8 protein-coding genes are annotated in these 16,949 nt (G+C 64.7%); all 8 read right to left on the minus strand.

All coding sequences use genetic code 11. The features are described from left to right. Positions 1–24 precede the first annotated feature (24 nt). The 8 genes from AC3IQ7_RS21155 to sppA all read right to left on the minus strand — a co-directional run bounded on the left by AC3IQ7_RS21155 (position 25) and on the right by sppA (position 16,923). Complete coding sequence (locus tag AC3IQ7_RS21155) at positions 25–2,139, minus strand: sensor histidine kinase (protein WP_489207251.1); 2,115 nt, start codon at positions 2,137–2,139, stop codon at positions 25–27. Continuing rightward, a complete protein-coding gene (locus tag AC3IQ7_RS21160) occupies positions 2,136–4,748 on the minus strand; it encodes a chemotaxis protein CheB (RefSeq protein WP_402718891.1) in 2,613 nt (870 codons plus the stop codon). Before AC3IQ7_RS21160 ends, AC3IQ7_RS21155 begins: the two co-directional genes overlap by 4 nt. A 128-nt stretch (positions 4,749–4,876) precedes the next feature. Next, positions 4,877–6,307, minus strand: a complete 1,431-nt coding sequence (locus AC3IQ7_RS21165) for an efflux transporter outer membrane subunit (protein WP_489207252.1) — start codon at positions 6,305–6,307, stop codon at positions 4,877–4,879. Next, positions 6,304–9,549, minus strand: a complete 3,246-nt coding sequence (locus AC3IQ7_RS21170) for an efflux RND transporter permease subunit (protein WP_489207253.1) — start codon at positions 9,547–9,549, stop codon at positions 6,304–6,306. The genes AC3IQ7_RS21165 and AC3IQ7_RS21170 overlap by 4 nt, the downstream gene beginning before the upstream one ends. Next, positions 9,546–12,665: an efflux RND transporter permease subunit gene (locus AC3IQ7_RS21175; RefSeq protein ID WP_489207254.1), complete on the minus strand. Its 3,120-nt coding sequence runs from the start codon at positions 12,663–12,665 to the stop codon at positions 9,546–9,548. Before AC3IQ7_RS21175 ends, AC3IQ7_RS21170 begins: the two co-directional genes overlap by 4 nt. After that, positions 12,662–14,026, minus strand: a complete 1,365-nt coding sequence (locus AC3IQ7_RS21180; RefSeq protein ID WP_489207255.1) for an efflux RND transporter periplasmic adaptor subunit — start codon at positions 14,024–14,026, stop codon at positions 12,662–12,664. Before AC3IQ7_RS21180 ends, AC3IQ7_RS21175 begins: the two co-directional genes overlap by 4 nt. A 407-nt stretch (positions 14,027–14,433) precedes the next feature. After that, positions 14,434–14,973 carry a GNAT family N-acetyltransferase gene (locus tag AC3IQ7_RS21185; protein WP_322428281.1) on the minus strand — a complete coding sequence of 180 codons (540 nt, stop codon included), beginning with the start codon at positions 14,971–14,973 and terminating at the stop codon, positions 14,434–14,436. Between the two features lie 75 nt (positions 14,974–15,048). Then, the gene (gene sppA, locus AC3IQ7_RS21190) at positions 15,049–16,923 is read right to left on the minus strand and encodes a signal peptide peptidase SppA (RefSeq protein ID WP_489207256.1); all 1,875 of its coding nucleotides are present in this window, start codon (positions 16,921–16,923) and stop codon (positions 15,049–15,051) included. Positions 16,924–16,949 lie beyond the last annotated feature (26 nt).

The raw sequence follows: 16,949 nt of genomic DNA on the forward strand, positions 1-16,949 counted from the left end.
AATTAACCCATTGCAATTTCTGTATCAGGCAACCGGCCGGCCCGTCCCCTGCAAGGGTATCTGCAGGGACAGCCGGCAACCGGCGCCCGATGCCGGCATGCCCACCTCGAACTGGCCGCCCAGCGCCGTCACCCGCTCGGCGATGCCGATCAGGCCAAAGCACTGTTTCTTGCGCTGCTGCTGCGGCGTGATGCCGATGCCATTGTCGCTGATGGCCACATACACGGCGCAGGCATCCGAACTGAGTTCGATCGCGACTTGGCTGGCCTGGGCGTGGCGCATGACGTTGCTGAGCGCTTCCTGCACGATGCGGAACAGCACGATCTCGACCTGGCTGCCGATGGTGGAAAACAGCGCCTCATCGCGTATCAGCAGCTGGCAAGCGACGCCGCTGCGCTTGCGGAAGTCGCCCACCTGCCACTCGATGGCCGCTTGCAAGCCCAGGTCCAGCGCCATCGGACGCAGCTCGTTCATGATGCCGCGCACGCTCTTGATGGTGGTGTCGACATTGCTGAGCACGGCGCCGACCCGGCGGTGCAGGCGCGGATGCGAGCCTTCCGTGCGCGCGCTGAGCATGGAAATATCGATGCGCAGCGCCAGCAGGTTTTGCCCCAGTTCATCGTGGATATCGCGCGAGATGCGCTTGCGCTCGTCTTCCTTGGCCGTTTCCAGGTGCAGGGCCAGCTGGCGCAGCTGCGCGTGCGACTGGCGCAGGGCGCCATCCATCAGCTTGCGTTCGGTAATGTCCGTGTGCGCCACCACCACGCGCAGCGGCCCTTCACCGAGAAAACGGCTGATCCTGGCCTGCGACCAGCGGGGGCCGGCCCGCGTGGCAAACTCGTACTCGAGCGCAAACGTGTCCGCATTGCCGGCAATCACGGCGCGGATGCCGGCAGCCAGCTCGCGCCCGGCGCTGCGCTGCCAGCGCGGGTCCGTTTCGCAAAATTCCAGGTACTGCAGCGGCTGCGGCGTTTGCCCGACGAAGGCCAGGCAAGCCTGGTTGGCATGCACGACGCGGCCGGCCCGGTCCAGCACCAGCACCCGGTCCGTCAGGGAATCGATGGTAGCGTGAAAGAAGCGCTCGGCATCGCGCAAGGCTTCCTGCGCCCGCTCGCGCTGATGCACTTCCAGCTGCAGGTGCTGGTTGGCCCGCAGCAATTCGGCAGTGCGGTCGACCACCCGCTGGTCCAGCTCGCGGTGCAGTTCGCGCAAGTCCGCCTCGGCCAGCTTGCGCTCGGTGATATCGGAAAACACGCCGACAAAATGGCTGATCGCCCCATCCGGGCTGCGCATGGGCGTGATCGACAGCGATTCGACGAAACGCTCGCCATTCTTGCGCCGGTTCACCAGTTCGCCATACCAGCTGCCATCCTGGTGCAGGCTGCGCCACATGGCTTCATAAAAATGCGGCAAATGCGTGCCGCCGCCGAGGAAGGACGGATCGCGCCCGATGGCTTCCTCCGCCTGGTAGCCGGTGATGGTGGTGAAGGCGGGGTTGACGGAAATGATGCGGTTGGCGCTGTCCGTCACCAGCACGCCTTCGCGGATGCTGTCGAGAATGACAAATGCGCGCCGCAAGGCCGATTCGCGCGCATGCTCGTCGCCAAGGTCCGTCACCAGCATGCGCGCCGTGGCGCTGTCCACATCGAAATTGGCCTCGATGCGCACCATGCCGCCCGCCATGCCCTCGAACAATTGCGCTTCGAGCACCTGCCGCGTGCCACTGGTGAAGACGGCGTCGAGAAAGCGCCGGAAGCCGCCCTGCGCCTGGGGCGCGACGAATTGTTCGAAACGCCGCCCCAGCAGCCGGTTCTTGTCGCGTTGCAACAAGCCGCAAGCCGCCACGTTGACACGCGTGATGACGCCTTCGCGCGCCAGCGAAAAATAGCTGACGGGCGCCTGTTCATACAGCTGCGCATAACGGTCGCGGCTGCTTTCATATTCATTTTTCAGCTGCTCCAGTTCGGCCAGGGCCGCGCTCTGCATTTCCAGCTCGATCTGGCTGACCTGCAACTCATGCAACTGGCGCATCACCTCTTCATTCGACTGCGGCAAGGGCTGGCGCTGCTGCGCCGCCAATTGCTCGGCCTGCTCTCGCAATCTGGCCGGCACGTTCTCCTCGTCGAATGGTTCGTTCATGACACGTTCTCGCCGCTATTGCCTGCCGCCGCAGCGCCGGACTGGATCTGGCGCAACTGGGCTTCCAGTACCTTCGACTCGGTAATATTAATAAAGGTCACCACCACGCCATCGATGACATTTTCCACCGTGCGGTACGGCATGATGCGCACGTTGTACCAGCGCCCATTCTTGGTCTGCACTTGCCGCTCGCAAAACACGAGGCTGCGGATCACTTCCAGCGCGTCCGCCTCCAGGTTCGGGTAGGCGAGGTCGTTGACGATGTCGCTGAGCGGGCGGCGCAAGTCCGTCTGGATCAGCTTGTAGATTTGCGTGGCCGGCGCCGTGAAGCGGCGGATGCGCAGGTCGCTGTCGAGGAAGATGGTGGCGATGTCGGTACTATTAAGCAGATTTTTCATGTCGCTGTTGACCAGCGACAAATCATCGACCTTCGATTGCAGCTCGGCATTGACGGTGTACAACTCCTCATTGAGCGACTGCATTTCTTCCTTCGACGTGGTCAGCTCTTCGTTCGCCGATTGCAACTCTTCATTGGTCGACTGCAATTCCTCGTTGGCCGATTTGAGCTCTTCGCGCGAGGTCTGCATTTCGTCGCGCACGGCCTGGATTTCATTGCGCGCCTGGATCAGCTGCTGCTCCAGTTCCAGCACCTTGGGATTCGGCGAGCGGCCCCGGCGCGGGGCAGCCGCCAGCGGCACGCTGTCAAACGTGACGAAGACCATGCCGCGCAGCGCTTCGGGCTGGCGCAACGCTTCCGCCGTCAAATCCACGCCCTGCGCCTGTCCTGCGTAATCCTTGAGCACCAGGCCTTTCAGGCGTACCAGGCTGTCGCTTTGCAACGCCTGCTTGATCAGGCTGGCCAGCTCGTAGCGCAAGCCCTCGCGCGCCATGGCGTGGATATTCCAGTTGGCCTTGCCGGCCGCCGGTTCCAGGAAGGCGCCCGTGCGGCCATTGATATACAGGATGTCCCCATCCTGGTTCAGCAGCACGGCCGCAGGCGAGTATTTCTGGAGCAATAATTGCTCGACATGGGATTGGATTTTTCCGGGCATGCTGACTTCTCTCGTGTCGCTGGGGGTAGGAGGAGTGGCCGACGACACCTTGGTGGGGAAGTACGTCAGCAGGCGCTGGCGCGCCAGGTTGTCGAGACGGCGGTACAACCGGGTCGATGTCGTCAGCGGCGAAAACAGGTCGGAAAAATGACCGGGCGTGTCGGCGCTGCCCAACAGCAAAACGCCGTCGCGGTTCAAGGCGTAATGAAACAGGGGAATCAAACGCTGCTGCAGCTTGGCATTGAGATAAATCAACAGATTGCGGCAGCACAGGATGTCGAGCTTGGTAAACGGCGGGTCCGAAATGATGTTTTGCTGGGCAAAGATGATCATGTTGCGGATCTCTTTCCGGACCAGGTAATCGTTCTTGTCCTGCAAGAAAAACCGTTCCAGACGCTCGGCCGACACATCGCTGCTGATCGTTGGCGGAAAACGGCCCTGGCGCGCGCGGTCGATGGCGTCGGCCGACAGGTCGGTGGCAAAAATCTGCAGGCTGTATTTCGCCGGCGGGTTGCTGCCGGCCACCACTTCATGAAAGACCATGGCCAGCGAATATGCTTCCTCTCCCGTGGAACAGGCAGGAATCCAGGCCTTGAACGCGCGCCCGTCCGGGTGAGCCGCCAGCATTTGCGGCAAGACCACCATCTTCAGGTATTCCCACACTTTCGGATCGCGGAAAAAATTCGTCACGCCGATCAGCAATTCCTTGAACAGCAAGTCGATTTCCGCGGGATTGTTACGCAGATAGGGAATGTACTCTTCCATCGACGTCATCTGGTACAGGCTCATGCGGCGTTCGATGCGGCGCAGCACCGTATTGATCTTGTAGTCCGAGAAGCTGTTGCCCGTATGTTCGGACAGCAAGGCGACAATTTCCTGCAATGCATTGCGTCCGCTCGGCTCCCTGCCCGGCAACTCCAGGAAGCTGCTGCGAAACAGGTAACTGACGATCTTTTCCGGCATCTTGTCGGGAAAATCGACGAGGTCCACGGCGTCGGCAGCGATAGCGCTTTGCGGCATCATGTCGAACTTGGCCGTATCGGGATGCTGGGCCAGGGTCAGGCCGCCCGCCTGCTTGATGGCCTGCAAGCCGCGCGTGCCGTCGCTGCCCATGCCGGACAGAATCACGCCCACGGCCAGTTCGCCCAGCTCGGCCGCCAGGCTTTCCAAGAAAGCATTGATGGGCAAGCGGTGTCCGCGCAGCTGCAGCGGTTCGCTGAGCAGGAAACGCCCCTTCGACAGGCCGAGGTCGGCATTCGACGGGATCACGTAAATATGGTTGGGCCGCAATGCGGTCTGGTGCGTGATTTCCGTGACGGGAATGCTGGTGGCCCGCTGCAGCAGTTCCGGCAACAGGGCTTTTTGCGTGGGATCAAGGTGCTGGATCACCACATAGGCGATGCCGCTTTCCGGCGGCACATGGGTCAGGAAAGCGACAATAGGGTCGAGGCCGCCGGCGGAAGCGCCGATGGCCACCACGGGAAACCCGATGGTGGGCGCTTCCGTAACAGTAGGCAGGCTGGCCAGACTGGTTTTGCTGCGTTTGCGGGTTATCATCGTCTGCAAGAAACCAGCCTCGGCAAACCTTACCATGGCCGGCAATTGATAATCTTGCATTCTAGCACTCAAGCAGCGCGTAAAAACGCGAATTTGGCGCAGGGGTTTTCCTGCGCCTGATTACCCCGTTACTGCGCCTGCGGCACGTGCCAGCCGCCGCCAAGCGACTGGATCAGGGCCACGGCCGTCGTCTGGCGGTCCGCCTGCGCCTGCACCAGCGAACGGCGCGCCGACAGGGCCGTCACTTGCGCCGTCACCACGTCCGTATAGCCGACCTGGCCCGCATTGTAGCGGTTCAGCATCTGCTGCTCGACCTGGTCGGCGGCGGACGACGCCTGCTGGCGCAAGGCCAGCTGCTCTGCCAGCGCGCGCGTGGCCGACAACTGGTCTTCCACGGCGCCAAAGGCACTGAGTACCGTCTGACGGTAGCGCGCCACAGCCGCCTCATGGCCTGCCTTGGCCGCATCCACGCTGGCCGTGGTGGCGCCCGCGTTGAACAGGGTTTGCGCGGCCGACACGCCCAGCGACCACAGGCTCGACGATGCATTGAACAGGTCGCCCACACGGCTGGCGCCGGAACCATACGATCCCGTCAGGTTCAGGTTCGGATAATAGGCCGAGCGGGCGATGCCGATCTGCTCGTTGGCCACGGCCACCCGGCGTTCGGCGGCCGCGATGTCGGGACGGCGCTGCAGCAGGGTCGATGGCACGCCCAGCGGCACCTCGGGCACGGTCAGCGTCCATGGCGCCACGGCCAGGCTGAAGTCGGACGGGGCACGCCCCAAAAGTATCGCGATCGCGTGTTCCAGCTGCGCGCGCGCCCGCGTCTGGCTGGACAGATCGATCTGCGCATTGGCCAGCTGCGTCTGCGCCTGCAGCAGATCGGACTTGGCGGCGATGCCGGAGTTGAAGCGGTTGCCGGTGATCTCGAGCACGCGCTTGTAGCCGTCGATCGTGGCAGTGAGCAGCGCGATCTGCGCATCGCTCTGGCGCAGCGAAAAGTAATTGGTGGCCAGTTCGCCCTGCGCCGACAGGCGCGCCGCGGCCAGATCCGCCGCGCTGGCGCTGGCACTGGCGTCCGCCCCCGTCACGCCGGCGCGCAGCTTGCCCCACACGTCCGGTTCCCACGAGGCGCCGATGGCCGCCTTGAAATTGTTGTTCGTCTGCTGCTCGCCTCCGCCGCCGGAGCGGGCGCCGCTGCCCGTCAGGTTCACCGTCGGGAACAGCGAGGCGCGCTGTTCGCGCACCAGCGCGCGCGCCTGCTCGTACGAGGCGATGGCGGCGGCCACGTTCTGGTTCGATATGTCGATGCCTTCGGCCAGCTGGTTCAATTGCGCGTCGCCGAACAGGGTCCACCACGGGCCCCGCTCCAGGGTATCGGCCGGCGCGGCGGGTTGCCAGCCGGCCGCCTCCTTGAACGTTTGCGGCGCGGCGGCCGTCGGCGTCTCATACGCGGGGCTGACGGCGCAGCCGGCCAGCAGCAGGAAAGCGGTGGCAGCGGCCAGTGCCGGCAGGTGGCGTGCGGGGACGGCGGATGGAATAGGTTTTACTTGCTTCATGATTGTGTGCTCGGGTTATCTGGCCCAGGAATGCGGCTCAATTGCTGCTCGTCGGCGCTGCGCGTGCGCAGCTTGTCGAGCAGGATGTAGACCACCGGGGTGGTCAGCAATGTGAGTAACTGGCTGGCAATCAGGCCGCCGATGATGGCGACCCCCAAGGGCTGGCGTAGCTCTGACCCCTCGCCGAAACCGATCGCCAGCGGCAAGGCGCCAAGCGCCGCCGCCAGGGTGGTCATCAGAATGGGGCGGAAACGCAGCAAACATGCCTCGCGCACCGCTTCCACAGCTGTCAGCCCGCGCGAACGCTCGGCCTCCAGCGCGAAGTCGATGATCAATATAGCATTTTTCTTGACAATACCGATCAACAGGAACACGCCGATCAGGGCGATGATGGAAAACTCCATGCGGAACAGCAGCAAGGCCAGCACGGCGCCCACGCCTGCCGAGGGCAAAGTCGACAGCACGGTGATCGGGTGGATCAGGCTTTCGTACAGGATGCCCAGCACGATGTAGATCACCACGATGGCCGCCAGGATCAACAGCGGCTGCTCCTTGTTGCTGTCCTGCGCGCTCTTCGCCGAACCCTGGAAGCTGCCGCGCACATTGACGGGCATGCCGATTTCCGACTCCGCCTGGGCCACGGCAGCCTGCCCGTCGCTGAGCGGATAGCCGTCGGCCAGGTTGAACGACACGGTGGTCGCCAGTTCCCCGCCCTGGTGATTGATCGAGGTGGCCGTCGAGCTTTCCGCGAAGGTGCTGAACGACGACAGCGGCACCATGTGCGCCAGGGTCGTGGACAGGGCCGAGCCGCTGGACGGGTCGCGCGCCGCCGTCGTATTGGACGTCGTCGCAGTGACGGTGCTGGTGGTTGCTGTCGTGGTCGTGGCCGTGGCTGCGACGGCCGCCGCATTCGACGCCGGCACGTACACGGAGCGCAGCGCTTCCGGACTTTGCGCATAGCGCGGCGCCACTTCCATGATCACGTGGTACTGGTTCAGCTCATCGTAGATGGTCGCCACCTGGCGCTGGCCGAAGCTGTTGTACAGCGCATTGTCGATATCCTTGACTTGCACGCCCAGCTGCGTGGCGCGGTCCTTGTCGATGCTGACAAAGGTTTCCACGCCGTTTTCCGCCTGGTCCGTGTCGACATCGATCAGGGCCGGCTGCAGCTTCATCTGGTCGGCCAGCTTGGCCGCCCACTTCTTCAGGTCCGCCTGGTTGTCGCTGATCAGGGTGTACTGGTAGGTCGAATTGCTGGAACGCCCGCCCATGCGCAAATCCTGCACGGGGTTGAGGAACAGCGAAATGCCCGTCACCTTGGCCAGCTGCGGGCGCAGGCGGGCGATCACGGCCTGGCCCTTGTCCGTGCGCTGCGACGCGGGTTTGAGGTCGATGAACATGAAGCCGCCCCCTGCCCGTCCACCGCCCGTGAATCCCACGACGGTGGCGACGGCCGGATCGTCCTTGATGATGTCGACCAGCTGGCGCAATTTACTCTGCATGGCTTGGAACGAGATGCTCTGGTCGGCGCGCATGCCGCCATTGATCTGACCCGTATCCTGCTGCGGGAAAAAGCCCTTGGGCGCGGCCGCGAACAGGTACACGTTCAGGCCGACGACGAAGACGAGGATGGTCATCACGAGAGCGGCACTCGACAAGGCCCAGTCCAGGCAGTGCTCATAGACTGTCAGCATGCGCTCGAAACCGCGTTCGAACCAGCGCGCGACACGGCCAGGCGGCTTGTGCTGCGCGCCGCTTTTCAGCAGCCAGGCGCACATCATCGGCGTGGTCGTCAGTGAAATGACGAGCGAAATCATCACGGCGGCCGACAGGGTCACGGCGAACTCGCGGAACAGCCGTCCCACCTGCCCGCCCATGAACAGCAGCGGAATGAAGACGGCCACCAGCGACAGGCTGATCGACAGCACCGTAAAGCCCACTTCGCGCGCGCCCAGCAAGGCCGCCTTGAACCGGTCCATGCCCGCCTCGATGTGGCGCTGCGTATTTTCCAGCACCACGATGGCATCATCGACGACAAAGCCCGTGGCCACCGTGAGCGCCATCAAGGAAAGGTTATTCAGGCTGAAACCCAGCATGTACATCACGCCGAAGGTGCCCAGCAGCGAGACGATGGTGGCCACGGCGGGAATGATGGTGGCGCGCACGCTGCGCAAAAAGGCGCTGACCACCAGCACGACCAGCACGATGGACAGGATCAGCGTGAACTCGATCTCGTGCAGCGAGGAGCGGATGGAATTGGTGCTGTCGGACGCCACCTGCAACTTGATGTCGCCCGGCAGCTGCGCCTGCAGTTGCGGCAGCAGCGCGCGCACGCCGTCCACCGTGGCGATGACGTTGGCGCCCGGCTGGCGCGTGATCAGCACGATGACGGCCGGGTCGCCATTGAACAGGCCCAGGGTATTGTTGTTCTCCACGCCGTCGATCACTTCGGCCACGTCGTCGAGGCGGATGGCGGCGCCGTCGCGCCAGGCCACGACCAGGCTGCGGTAATCGGCGGCGCTGCGCCCGCCCGACGCCGTCGCCGCGCCCGAATAGATTTGCAGGCTGCGTTCGTCGCCGGAAATCGCCCCTTTCGGGCGGTTGGCGTTGCTGGCCTGGATGGCGGCGCGCACGTCTTCCATCGACACGGCATAGTGATTGAGTTGATATGGCAGCAGTTCCACGCGCACGGCCGGCAGCGAGCCGCCACCCAGTTCCACGTCGCCCACGCCCTTCACTTGCGCCACTTTTTGCTGCACCAGGTTCGACACGGCGTCGTAGATCTGGCCCGGTGTGCGCGTTTTCGACGTCAGCGCCAGGATGATGACAGGTGCATCGGACGGATTGGCCTTGCGGTAGGTGGGATTGCTGCGCAAGGTGGCCGGCAAGTCCACGCGCGCAGCGGCAATCGCGGCCTGCACTTCGCGCGCGGCCGAATCGATCTTGCGGTTCAAGTCGAACTGCAGGTTGATGCGCGCCGAACCCGTACCCGACGACGACGTCATCTCGTTCACGCCCGAGATCACGCCCAGGCGCCGTTCCAGCGGCGTCGCCACCGAGGTGGCCATGGTCGCGGGGCTGGCGCCGGGCAGGCTGGCGCTGACGGAAATGGTCGGATAATCGACCTGCGGCAGCGGCGAGACGGGCAGCACGAAGAAGGCGCCGATACCTGCCAGCGCGATGCCAATGGTCAGCAGCACGGTGGCGATGGGACGCTTGACGAACGGTTCGGACAGGTTCACGCTACGCCCCCCCCGTTATCGGCCGGCTTGTCCAGGTTCACCCCAGCTGTCTTGCGCGCGAAGCGCTGGCCCAGGCGGTCGAAGGCCAGGTAGATGACGGGCGTGGTAAACAGGGTCAGCACCTGGCTGACGATCAGGCCGCCGAAGATGGCCAGGCCCAGCGGACGGCGCAACTCGGCGCCCTCGCCCCAGCCCAGCATCAGCGGCACGGCCGCGAACAGGGCCGCCAGGGTCGTCATCAAGATAGGGCGGAAGCGCAGCAGCGCCGCCTGGTGGATGGCTTCCTGCGGGCTTTTCCCCTCGTCACGCTCGGCCTCGATGGCAAAGTCGATCATCATGATGGCGTTCTTCTTGACGATGCCGATCAAGAGGATGATGCCGATGATGCCGATCACGCCCAGGTCCTGCCCGGAAATCATCAGCGCCAGCAAGGCGCCCACGCCGGCCGACGGCAGCGTCGACAAAATCGTCAGCGGGTGGATGTAGCTTTCGTACAGCACGCCCAGCACGATATACACGCAAACGACGGCGGCGAGAATCAGCCACAGCTGGTTCGACAGCGAGTTTTCATACGCGCCGGCCGCGCCGAGGAACGTCAATGTCACCGATGGCGGCAAGGCGATGTCTTTCGCCGCCTGGCGGATGGCGTCGACGGCGCTGCCCAGGGCCACGCCCTGCGTCGTATCGAAACCGAGGGTGGTGGCCGGGTACTGCGCCACGTGCGTGATTTGCAGCGGCGCCTGTTTTTCGCTGACGCTGGCAAAGGCGGACAGCGGCGTCGACTTGCCGGAACCCGTGCGCACCTGCAGGTCCGACAGGTCGGACGGCGTGGTGACGATGCCCGGCTGCGCTTCGAGGATCACGCGGTACTGGTTGGTTTCCGTGAAAATCGTCGAGATGATGCGCTGGCCGAAGGCGTTGTACAGCGCATCGTCGACGGTAGCCGTGGTAACGGACATGCGCGCGGCGCTGTCGCGGTCAATCGCCACGGTGACGGCGGCGCCCGTGGCGCCCGCGTCCGTGACCACGTTGCGCAGCTGCGATTTTTCACGCATGCGCGCGGCCAGCTTGCCGGCCCACTCGGTGACGGTGGCCGTGTCGGCCCCTTCCAGCGAGACGCGGTACTGCGTCGGGCCCGATTCCGCATCGATGGTGAGATCCTGCGTCGGCTGCAGATACAGGGTCACGCCGGCCACCTGGGCCACACGGTTGCGCAGGCGCTCCATGATCTCGTCCTGGCTGCCGCTGCGCGGACGCTTGAGATTGATGAGCATGCTACCCGTGTGCAGCATGGTATTGTTGGCTGCATCGACGCCGACGAGGGAACTCAGGGTATCGACAGCGGGGTCTTCCAGCAGCGCGCTGGCAGCGGCCTGCTGCAAGGTGGCCATGCGTTCGTACGAGACGGCTTGCGAGGTTTCGATGCGCGCCTGCAGCTGCCCCGTGTCCTGCGTGGGGAACAGGCCTTTCGGGATGGTGATATACAGGATGACGGTCAGCAGCAAGGTGGCCAGGGCCACCAGCAAGGTCAGGCCCTGGCGTTTCAAGACCCATACGAGCGCATGGTCGTACTGCACAATCACGCGGTCGAGGAAAGCCTGGATGCGCTGGCCCGTGGCGCTGACCTTTTCGTCGGCGTGGCTTTTCAGCCAGCGCGCCGACATCATCGGCACCAGGGTCAAGGACACCACGGCGGAAATCAGAATCGTGATGGCCAGGGTCATGGCAAACTCGCGGAACAGCCGGCCCACCACGTCGCCCATGAACAGCAGGGGAATCAGCACGGCGATCAATGACACCGTCAGCGAGATGATGGTAAAGCCGATCTGCGACGCGCCTTTCAGGGCGGCGGCCATCGGCGTTTCGCCCTCTTCGATGTAGCGGGCGATGTTTTCGATCATGACGATGGCGTCATCGACGACAAAGCCCGTGGCAATCGTCAAGGCCATCAGCGACAGGTTGTTCAGGCTGTAGCCGAGCAAATACATGACGCCGCAGGCGCCGATCAGGGAAATGGGCACGGACAGGCTGGCGATCACCGTGGCGCGCATGCTGTGCAAAAAGGCGAAGATCACCAACACCACCAGCAGCACGGACAACAGCAGTTCCATTTCCACGTGCTCGACCGAGGCGCGGATACCCGTCGTGCGGTCGCTCAGCACGTCGAGCTTCATGGCCGCCGGCAGGCTGGCCTGCAGGTCGGGCAGCAGTGCCTTGATGGCGTCAACCGTCTTGATGACGTTGGCGCCGGGCTGGCGCTGCACGTTCAGGATGATGGCCGGCTGCTTGCCCGACCAGGCGCCAAGGCGCGTGTTTTCCGCGCTGTCGACGACATTGGCCACGTCGGACAGGCGCACGGGCGCGCCGTTTTTATAGGTGATGATCAGGCGCTTGTAGTCTTCCGCCGTCACCAGCTGGTCGTTGGCGTTGATGGTAAACGAGCGCGTGGGGCCGTCGAAACTGCCCTTGGCGCTGTTGACGTTGGCCGCCGCGATGGCCGTGCGCAGGCTGTCGAGGCCCAGGCCGTACGACGCCAGCAATTTGGTGTCGCCCTGGATGCGCACTGCCGGACGCTGGCCGCCCGACAGCGACACGAGGCCGACGCCGTTGACCTGGCTGATCTTCAACGCCAGACGCGTGTTGACGATGTTCTGCACCTGCGTCAGCGGCATGGTGTCCGACGTGATGGCCAGGGTCAGCACGGGCGCGTCGGCCGGGTTGATCTTTGCGTACACGGGCGGCGCCGGTAAGTCCGTCGGCAGCAGCGAGCCGCCCGCGTTGATGGCCGCCTGCACTTCCTGCTCGGCCACATCCAGGGTCTGGCCCAGGGTGAACTGCAGGGTGATGATGGAGACGCCGGCCGCACTGGTGGAACTCATGCGCTGCAAGCCCGACATCTGCCCGAACTGGCGCTCCAGCGGCGCCGTGACAGTCTGCCCCATGACTTCCGGACTGGCGCCCGGGTACAGGGTCTGCACCTGGATGGTGGGGAAGTCCACCTGCGGCAAGGCCGCCAGCGGCAGGAACTTGAAGCCGACCAGCCCCGCCAGCACGATGGCCAGCATCAGCAGCGCCGTGGCGACGGGGCGCTTGATGAAGGGAGTCGATGGACTCATTGCGCTGCGCCCTTCGCCGGCGCCGCGGCTGGCGCACTGGCCGGTGCCGATGCGGAAGCCGAAGCGCTGGCCGCACCGCCACTGCCATCAGCGTGCTGGCGGCGGTGGCGGCGTTCGCCGTTGGCGGCTCCCGCGCCGCCTGCGCCGCCCATGGCAGGCTTGTCGCCCGCCAGGGTGACTTTCGCGCCTTCCTTCAGACGGTCGGCGCCTTCCGTGATGACTTGCTCGCCCGCTTCCAGGCCGGCGCGGATTTCCACCATGTCGGTGGTGGCCTGGCCGCGCGTGACCATGCGCACGGTGACGGTTTTATCCGCTTTCAGCACGTAGACGAAGTCGCCGTTATTGCTGTGACGCAGGGCCGTCACAGGCACCAGCACGGCGCCCGTGATGTTGCCCAGTTCCAGGCGCACGTTGACGAACTGGCTGGGGAACAGGGCCATCTTGTCATTCGTGTAGCGGGCCTTGGCGCGCACGGTGCCCGTCTGCACGTCGACCTGGTTGTCGAGCGCCGTCAGGCTGCCCTTGTCCAGGGTATGCGTGCGCGTGCGGTCCAGCGCCAGCGCCGCCAGGGCCGAGCCGCCATTCAGGCGTTCCTGGATGGTTTGCACCTTATCCTGCGGCACGGAGAATTCCACGTCGATGGGCGAGAGCTGCGTCACCACCACCACGCCGCCCGTATCGCTGGTGCTGACCAGGTTGCCGATGTCGACCACCTTCAGGCCCGCGCGCCCGCTGATCGGCGACACCACCTTGGTGTAACCCAGATTGAGTTTGGCCGTGCCTTCGGCCGCGCGGTCCGTCATGACGGTGCCTTCCAGCTGTTTCACCAGGGCGGCCTGCGTGTCGACATCCTGGCGCGCGATGGAATCCTGGCCCAGCAGGGTTTGATAGCGTTTCAGGGTCAGGCGCGCGTTTTCCAGCTGCGCTTCATCGCGCTGGCGCTGGCCCGTGGCCTGCATCAGCGCCATCTCGAACTGCGCCGGGTCGATCTGCGCCACCACCTGGCCCGCCTTGACCATGCCGCCTTCCTTGAATTTCAATTCCTTCAAAATGCCCGACACTTGCGGGCGCACTGTCACAGTGGACGCGGCCGTCACCGTGCCCAGCGCATCGAGCACCACAGGCAGGTCGGACTTCACGGCCGTGGCCACGCCGACGGTGGTCGAAGGGCCGCCGCGACGCCCGCCAGGGCCTCCCGGTCCTCCAGGGCCACCGGCGCCAGGCTGCGCGCTGACGCCCGAGTGGGTCAGGTACCAGGCACCGCCCCCCAGCGCAGCCATCACGGCCAGCGCGATGACCGTGCCGACGATTTTCGAACGGCGGCTGCGCCGCGGGGTGTTGGGTGTTGTCTGCGAATCCATCGCTTATCCTTGTCTAGGCCGCTGGCACGGCGAGTCTGTGGCGCCGGCCGAGGTGGGACACACTCAGGCCGGACGACCGTTTTTCGGGGTTGTTTCGGTACAAAGCCGGGGGAGTCAAGAGCTGAAAGTCAGCTGAAAAAACATCGCTCCCTAGCGTGAAACGACTCTAGCATAGTCATGTAACTGTTTCATTTCTACTTGAAACAATTACACACAGCCAGGCAGGCATGGGCGGATCAGGCGCGCCGGCAGGCACGCCGCCCCTGTGGGGGAACGGTGGAAAAATCAGGCTTGGCGGGTGTCGCCCCCCGGATCCAGCGGCGCGCGGGCGACTCGCATGCAGATACAAACTCGCTACAAATCTCCCGCCAGCCGGCTTGACCTGGCGCCACGCGGGCCGTTTGCGCTTACAGCGTCATGCCAAGGATGACATCCTGGTAGTCGGTGCGGCCCACGCGGAAGGTGCGCCGGCCCACCTGCGCAAAGCCGCAGCGCGCATAGAACGCCAGCGCATCGTGGTTTTCCGCATAGACGCCCAGCAGCACGCGCCCTGCCCCGCTGGCGCGCGCTTGGCTCAGCGCCGCCTGCATCAGACGCTGGCCCACGCGCTGGCCCTGGAAGCGGTGCAGCAGGTAGATGCGCTTGATTTCCAGGTCCTTTGGCTGCGGATCCGCCACCGGCAAGCTGGCGGGGCTGAGCACCAGGTAGCCGACAGGCGCGCCGCCCGGCGTGGCCTCGGCTACCCACAGCCGCATGGCCGGCAGCGCCAGCCAGTCGCGGTACAACTGCGCATCGTGCTGGCGCTGGCAATGGGCGATGACGTCGGCGCCGTCGAGGATGCCGGCAAACGCTTCCAGGAATGTGGCCTGCCCCACCAGCGCCAGCGCCGCTTCATCGCCCTTCGCGCACGGCCGGATGGCGATCGCCGTGTCAGTGTGTGTACTCATGTCGCTTGCCATGCCTTGCTCCTGATATGAAACAAGCCGGACGAAGCCGGCTTGGATATGCTGTTGATATGAGTGTTACCTGCCGCCCAAAGGCACCTCGCACAGGCAGTGCGTGAGGGCCATGAACGGTTTGTGTTCGCGCGTGATGCCCGACAGCCAGGAGAGGTCCTGCGCCATGCCCAGCGCCGCGTCGGCCGGCAAGCCCGTGCTGGCCAGGCCCAGTTTCACGTGTTCGCCCAGTCCCAGCGAGGCCATGGCCTTCGAGCCGAACATGCCGATCAAGCGGTCCACGTTCGACGTTTCCTGCTCCAGGTACGTCACGCGGTAGTCGGTGCCCAGGTTGGCGCGCTTGGCGGCCGAGGCCAGCGCATCGCCATAGCTGCCGATGCGATCGACCAGGTTGCGCTCTTTCGCCTGCAAGCCCGTCCAGACGCGGCCCTGCGCCACTTCATTGATCTTTTCCGGCGTCGTCTTGCGCGCCTTGGCGGCCAGGTTCAGGAAGTCGCCATATACGTGGTTGATCGAGCCCTGGATCACTTGCGCAAAGCGCGGGTCGAGCGGACGCAAGGGGTTGCCCGCGTCGGCCAGCCAGGTGGTCGGCGAACCGGCCGTGTGGATGCCCAGCTTTTCCACCACCTTGTCGGCCGTCGGCAGAATCGCGAACACGCCGATGGAACCGGTGATGGTGGCCGCGTCGGCGATGACTTCATCGGACGAGGTGCTGATCCAGTAGCCGCCCGAAGCGGCCACGTTGCCCATCGAGACGACCACCGGTTTGCCGGCGGCGCGCGTCAGTTCCAGTTCGCGGCGGATCAGTTCCGAGCCGAAGGCGCTGCCGCCCGGCGAATCGACGCGCAGCACGATGGCCTTGATCGATTTGTCTTCGCGCGCCTGGCGGATCAGGCGCGAGGTGGACAGGCCGCCGATGGAACCCGGTGCCGCGATGCCGTCGCCGATTTCACCGGAAGCGATGACCACGCCGACGGCGTCGCCGATGTGCACGGGACGCAGGCGCGCCAGGTAATCGGTGTAGTTCACCTGGCGGAAATTCGTGCCTTCCGTGTTCTTCGCGCCGCGCGCCATCATGAACTGGCGCAGCTCGTCGCGCGTTTTCAGGCCGTCGACCAGCTTGGCGTCCAGCGACAGCTTGCCCAGGTCGCCGCCGGCGGCCGTCATCAGCTCGGGCAGCTTGTCGATCGATTGCATGATGGCGCCGGCCGGCAGCTTGCGCGCTTTTTCCACGTCCGTCGTGTAAGTGGTCCACAGGCCGTTGTTCAGGTAGCGATCCGCTTCGGCCGCCGCTTCGGACGGGCCGTTGGCGATGAAAGGCTCGGCCGCGCTTTTATACGTGCCCACTTTCAGCAGGTTGACCGTCACGCCCACCTTGTCGAGCGCGTCGCGGTAGTAATTGCGGTAGCGGCCAAAGCCTTCCAGCATGACGCCGCCCATCGGGTGCAGGAATACCTCGTCGGCCTTGGCGGCCACCAGGTACTGGCGCTGGTTATAGCTCGAACCCCAGGCCGTGACTTTCTTGCCCGTGGCGCGGAAGCGTTCCACGCCGGCCGCCACTTCGCGCAGCGAAGCGAGGCCGCCGCCCTGCAATTCGTCGAGCAGGATCACCATGGAGCCGATATTCTTGTCCTTGGCCGCCGTGTCGAGCACCGCCAGCACATCGCGCAGCTGCACGTTTTTCTTGACTTCGCCGCTGACATTGGCCAGCACGGCCTCGCGCACGCCGCCCGGGGTTTCCTCGACCAGCGGGCCTTGCAAGTCCAGCACCAGCGTGGTCTTTTCCGCCAGAGGCTTGGCGCCGCCGCCAAAGATGGCGATCAGGATGGCGATGACGATCAGCAGGAAAATCAGATTGATGACCGCGCGGCGGGTGGCGTCCAGCGCGCGCCAGAATGCGCCAAAACCGCGGCGTAGCGGCGGGAAGGGGTTGAGTGACATTGATGCTCCGTGAGGTTATGTACCTA

It is taken from the genome of Janthinobacterium sp. GL_088 (assembly GCF_057837845.1).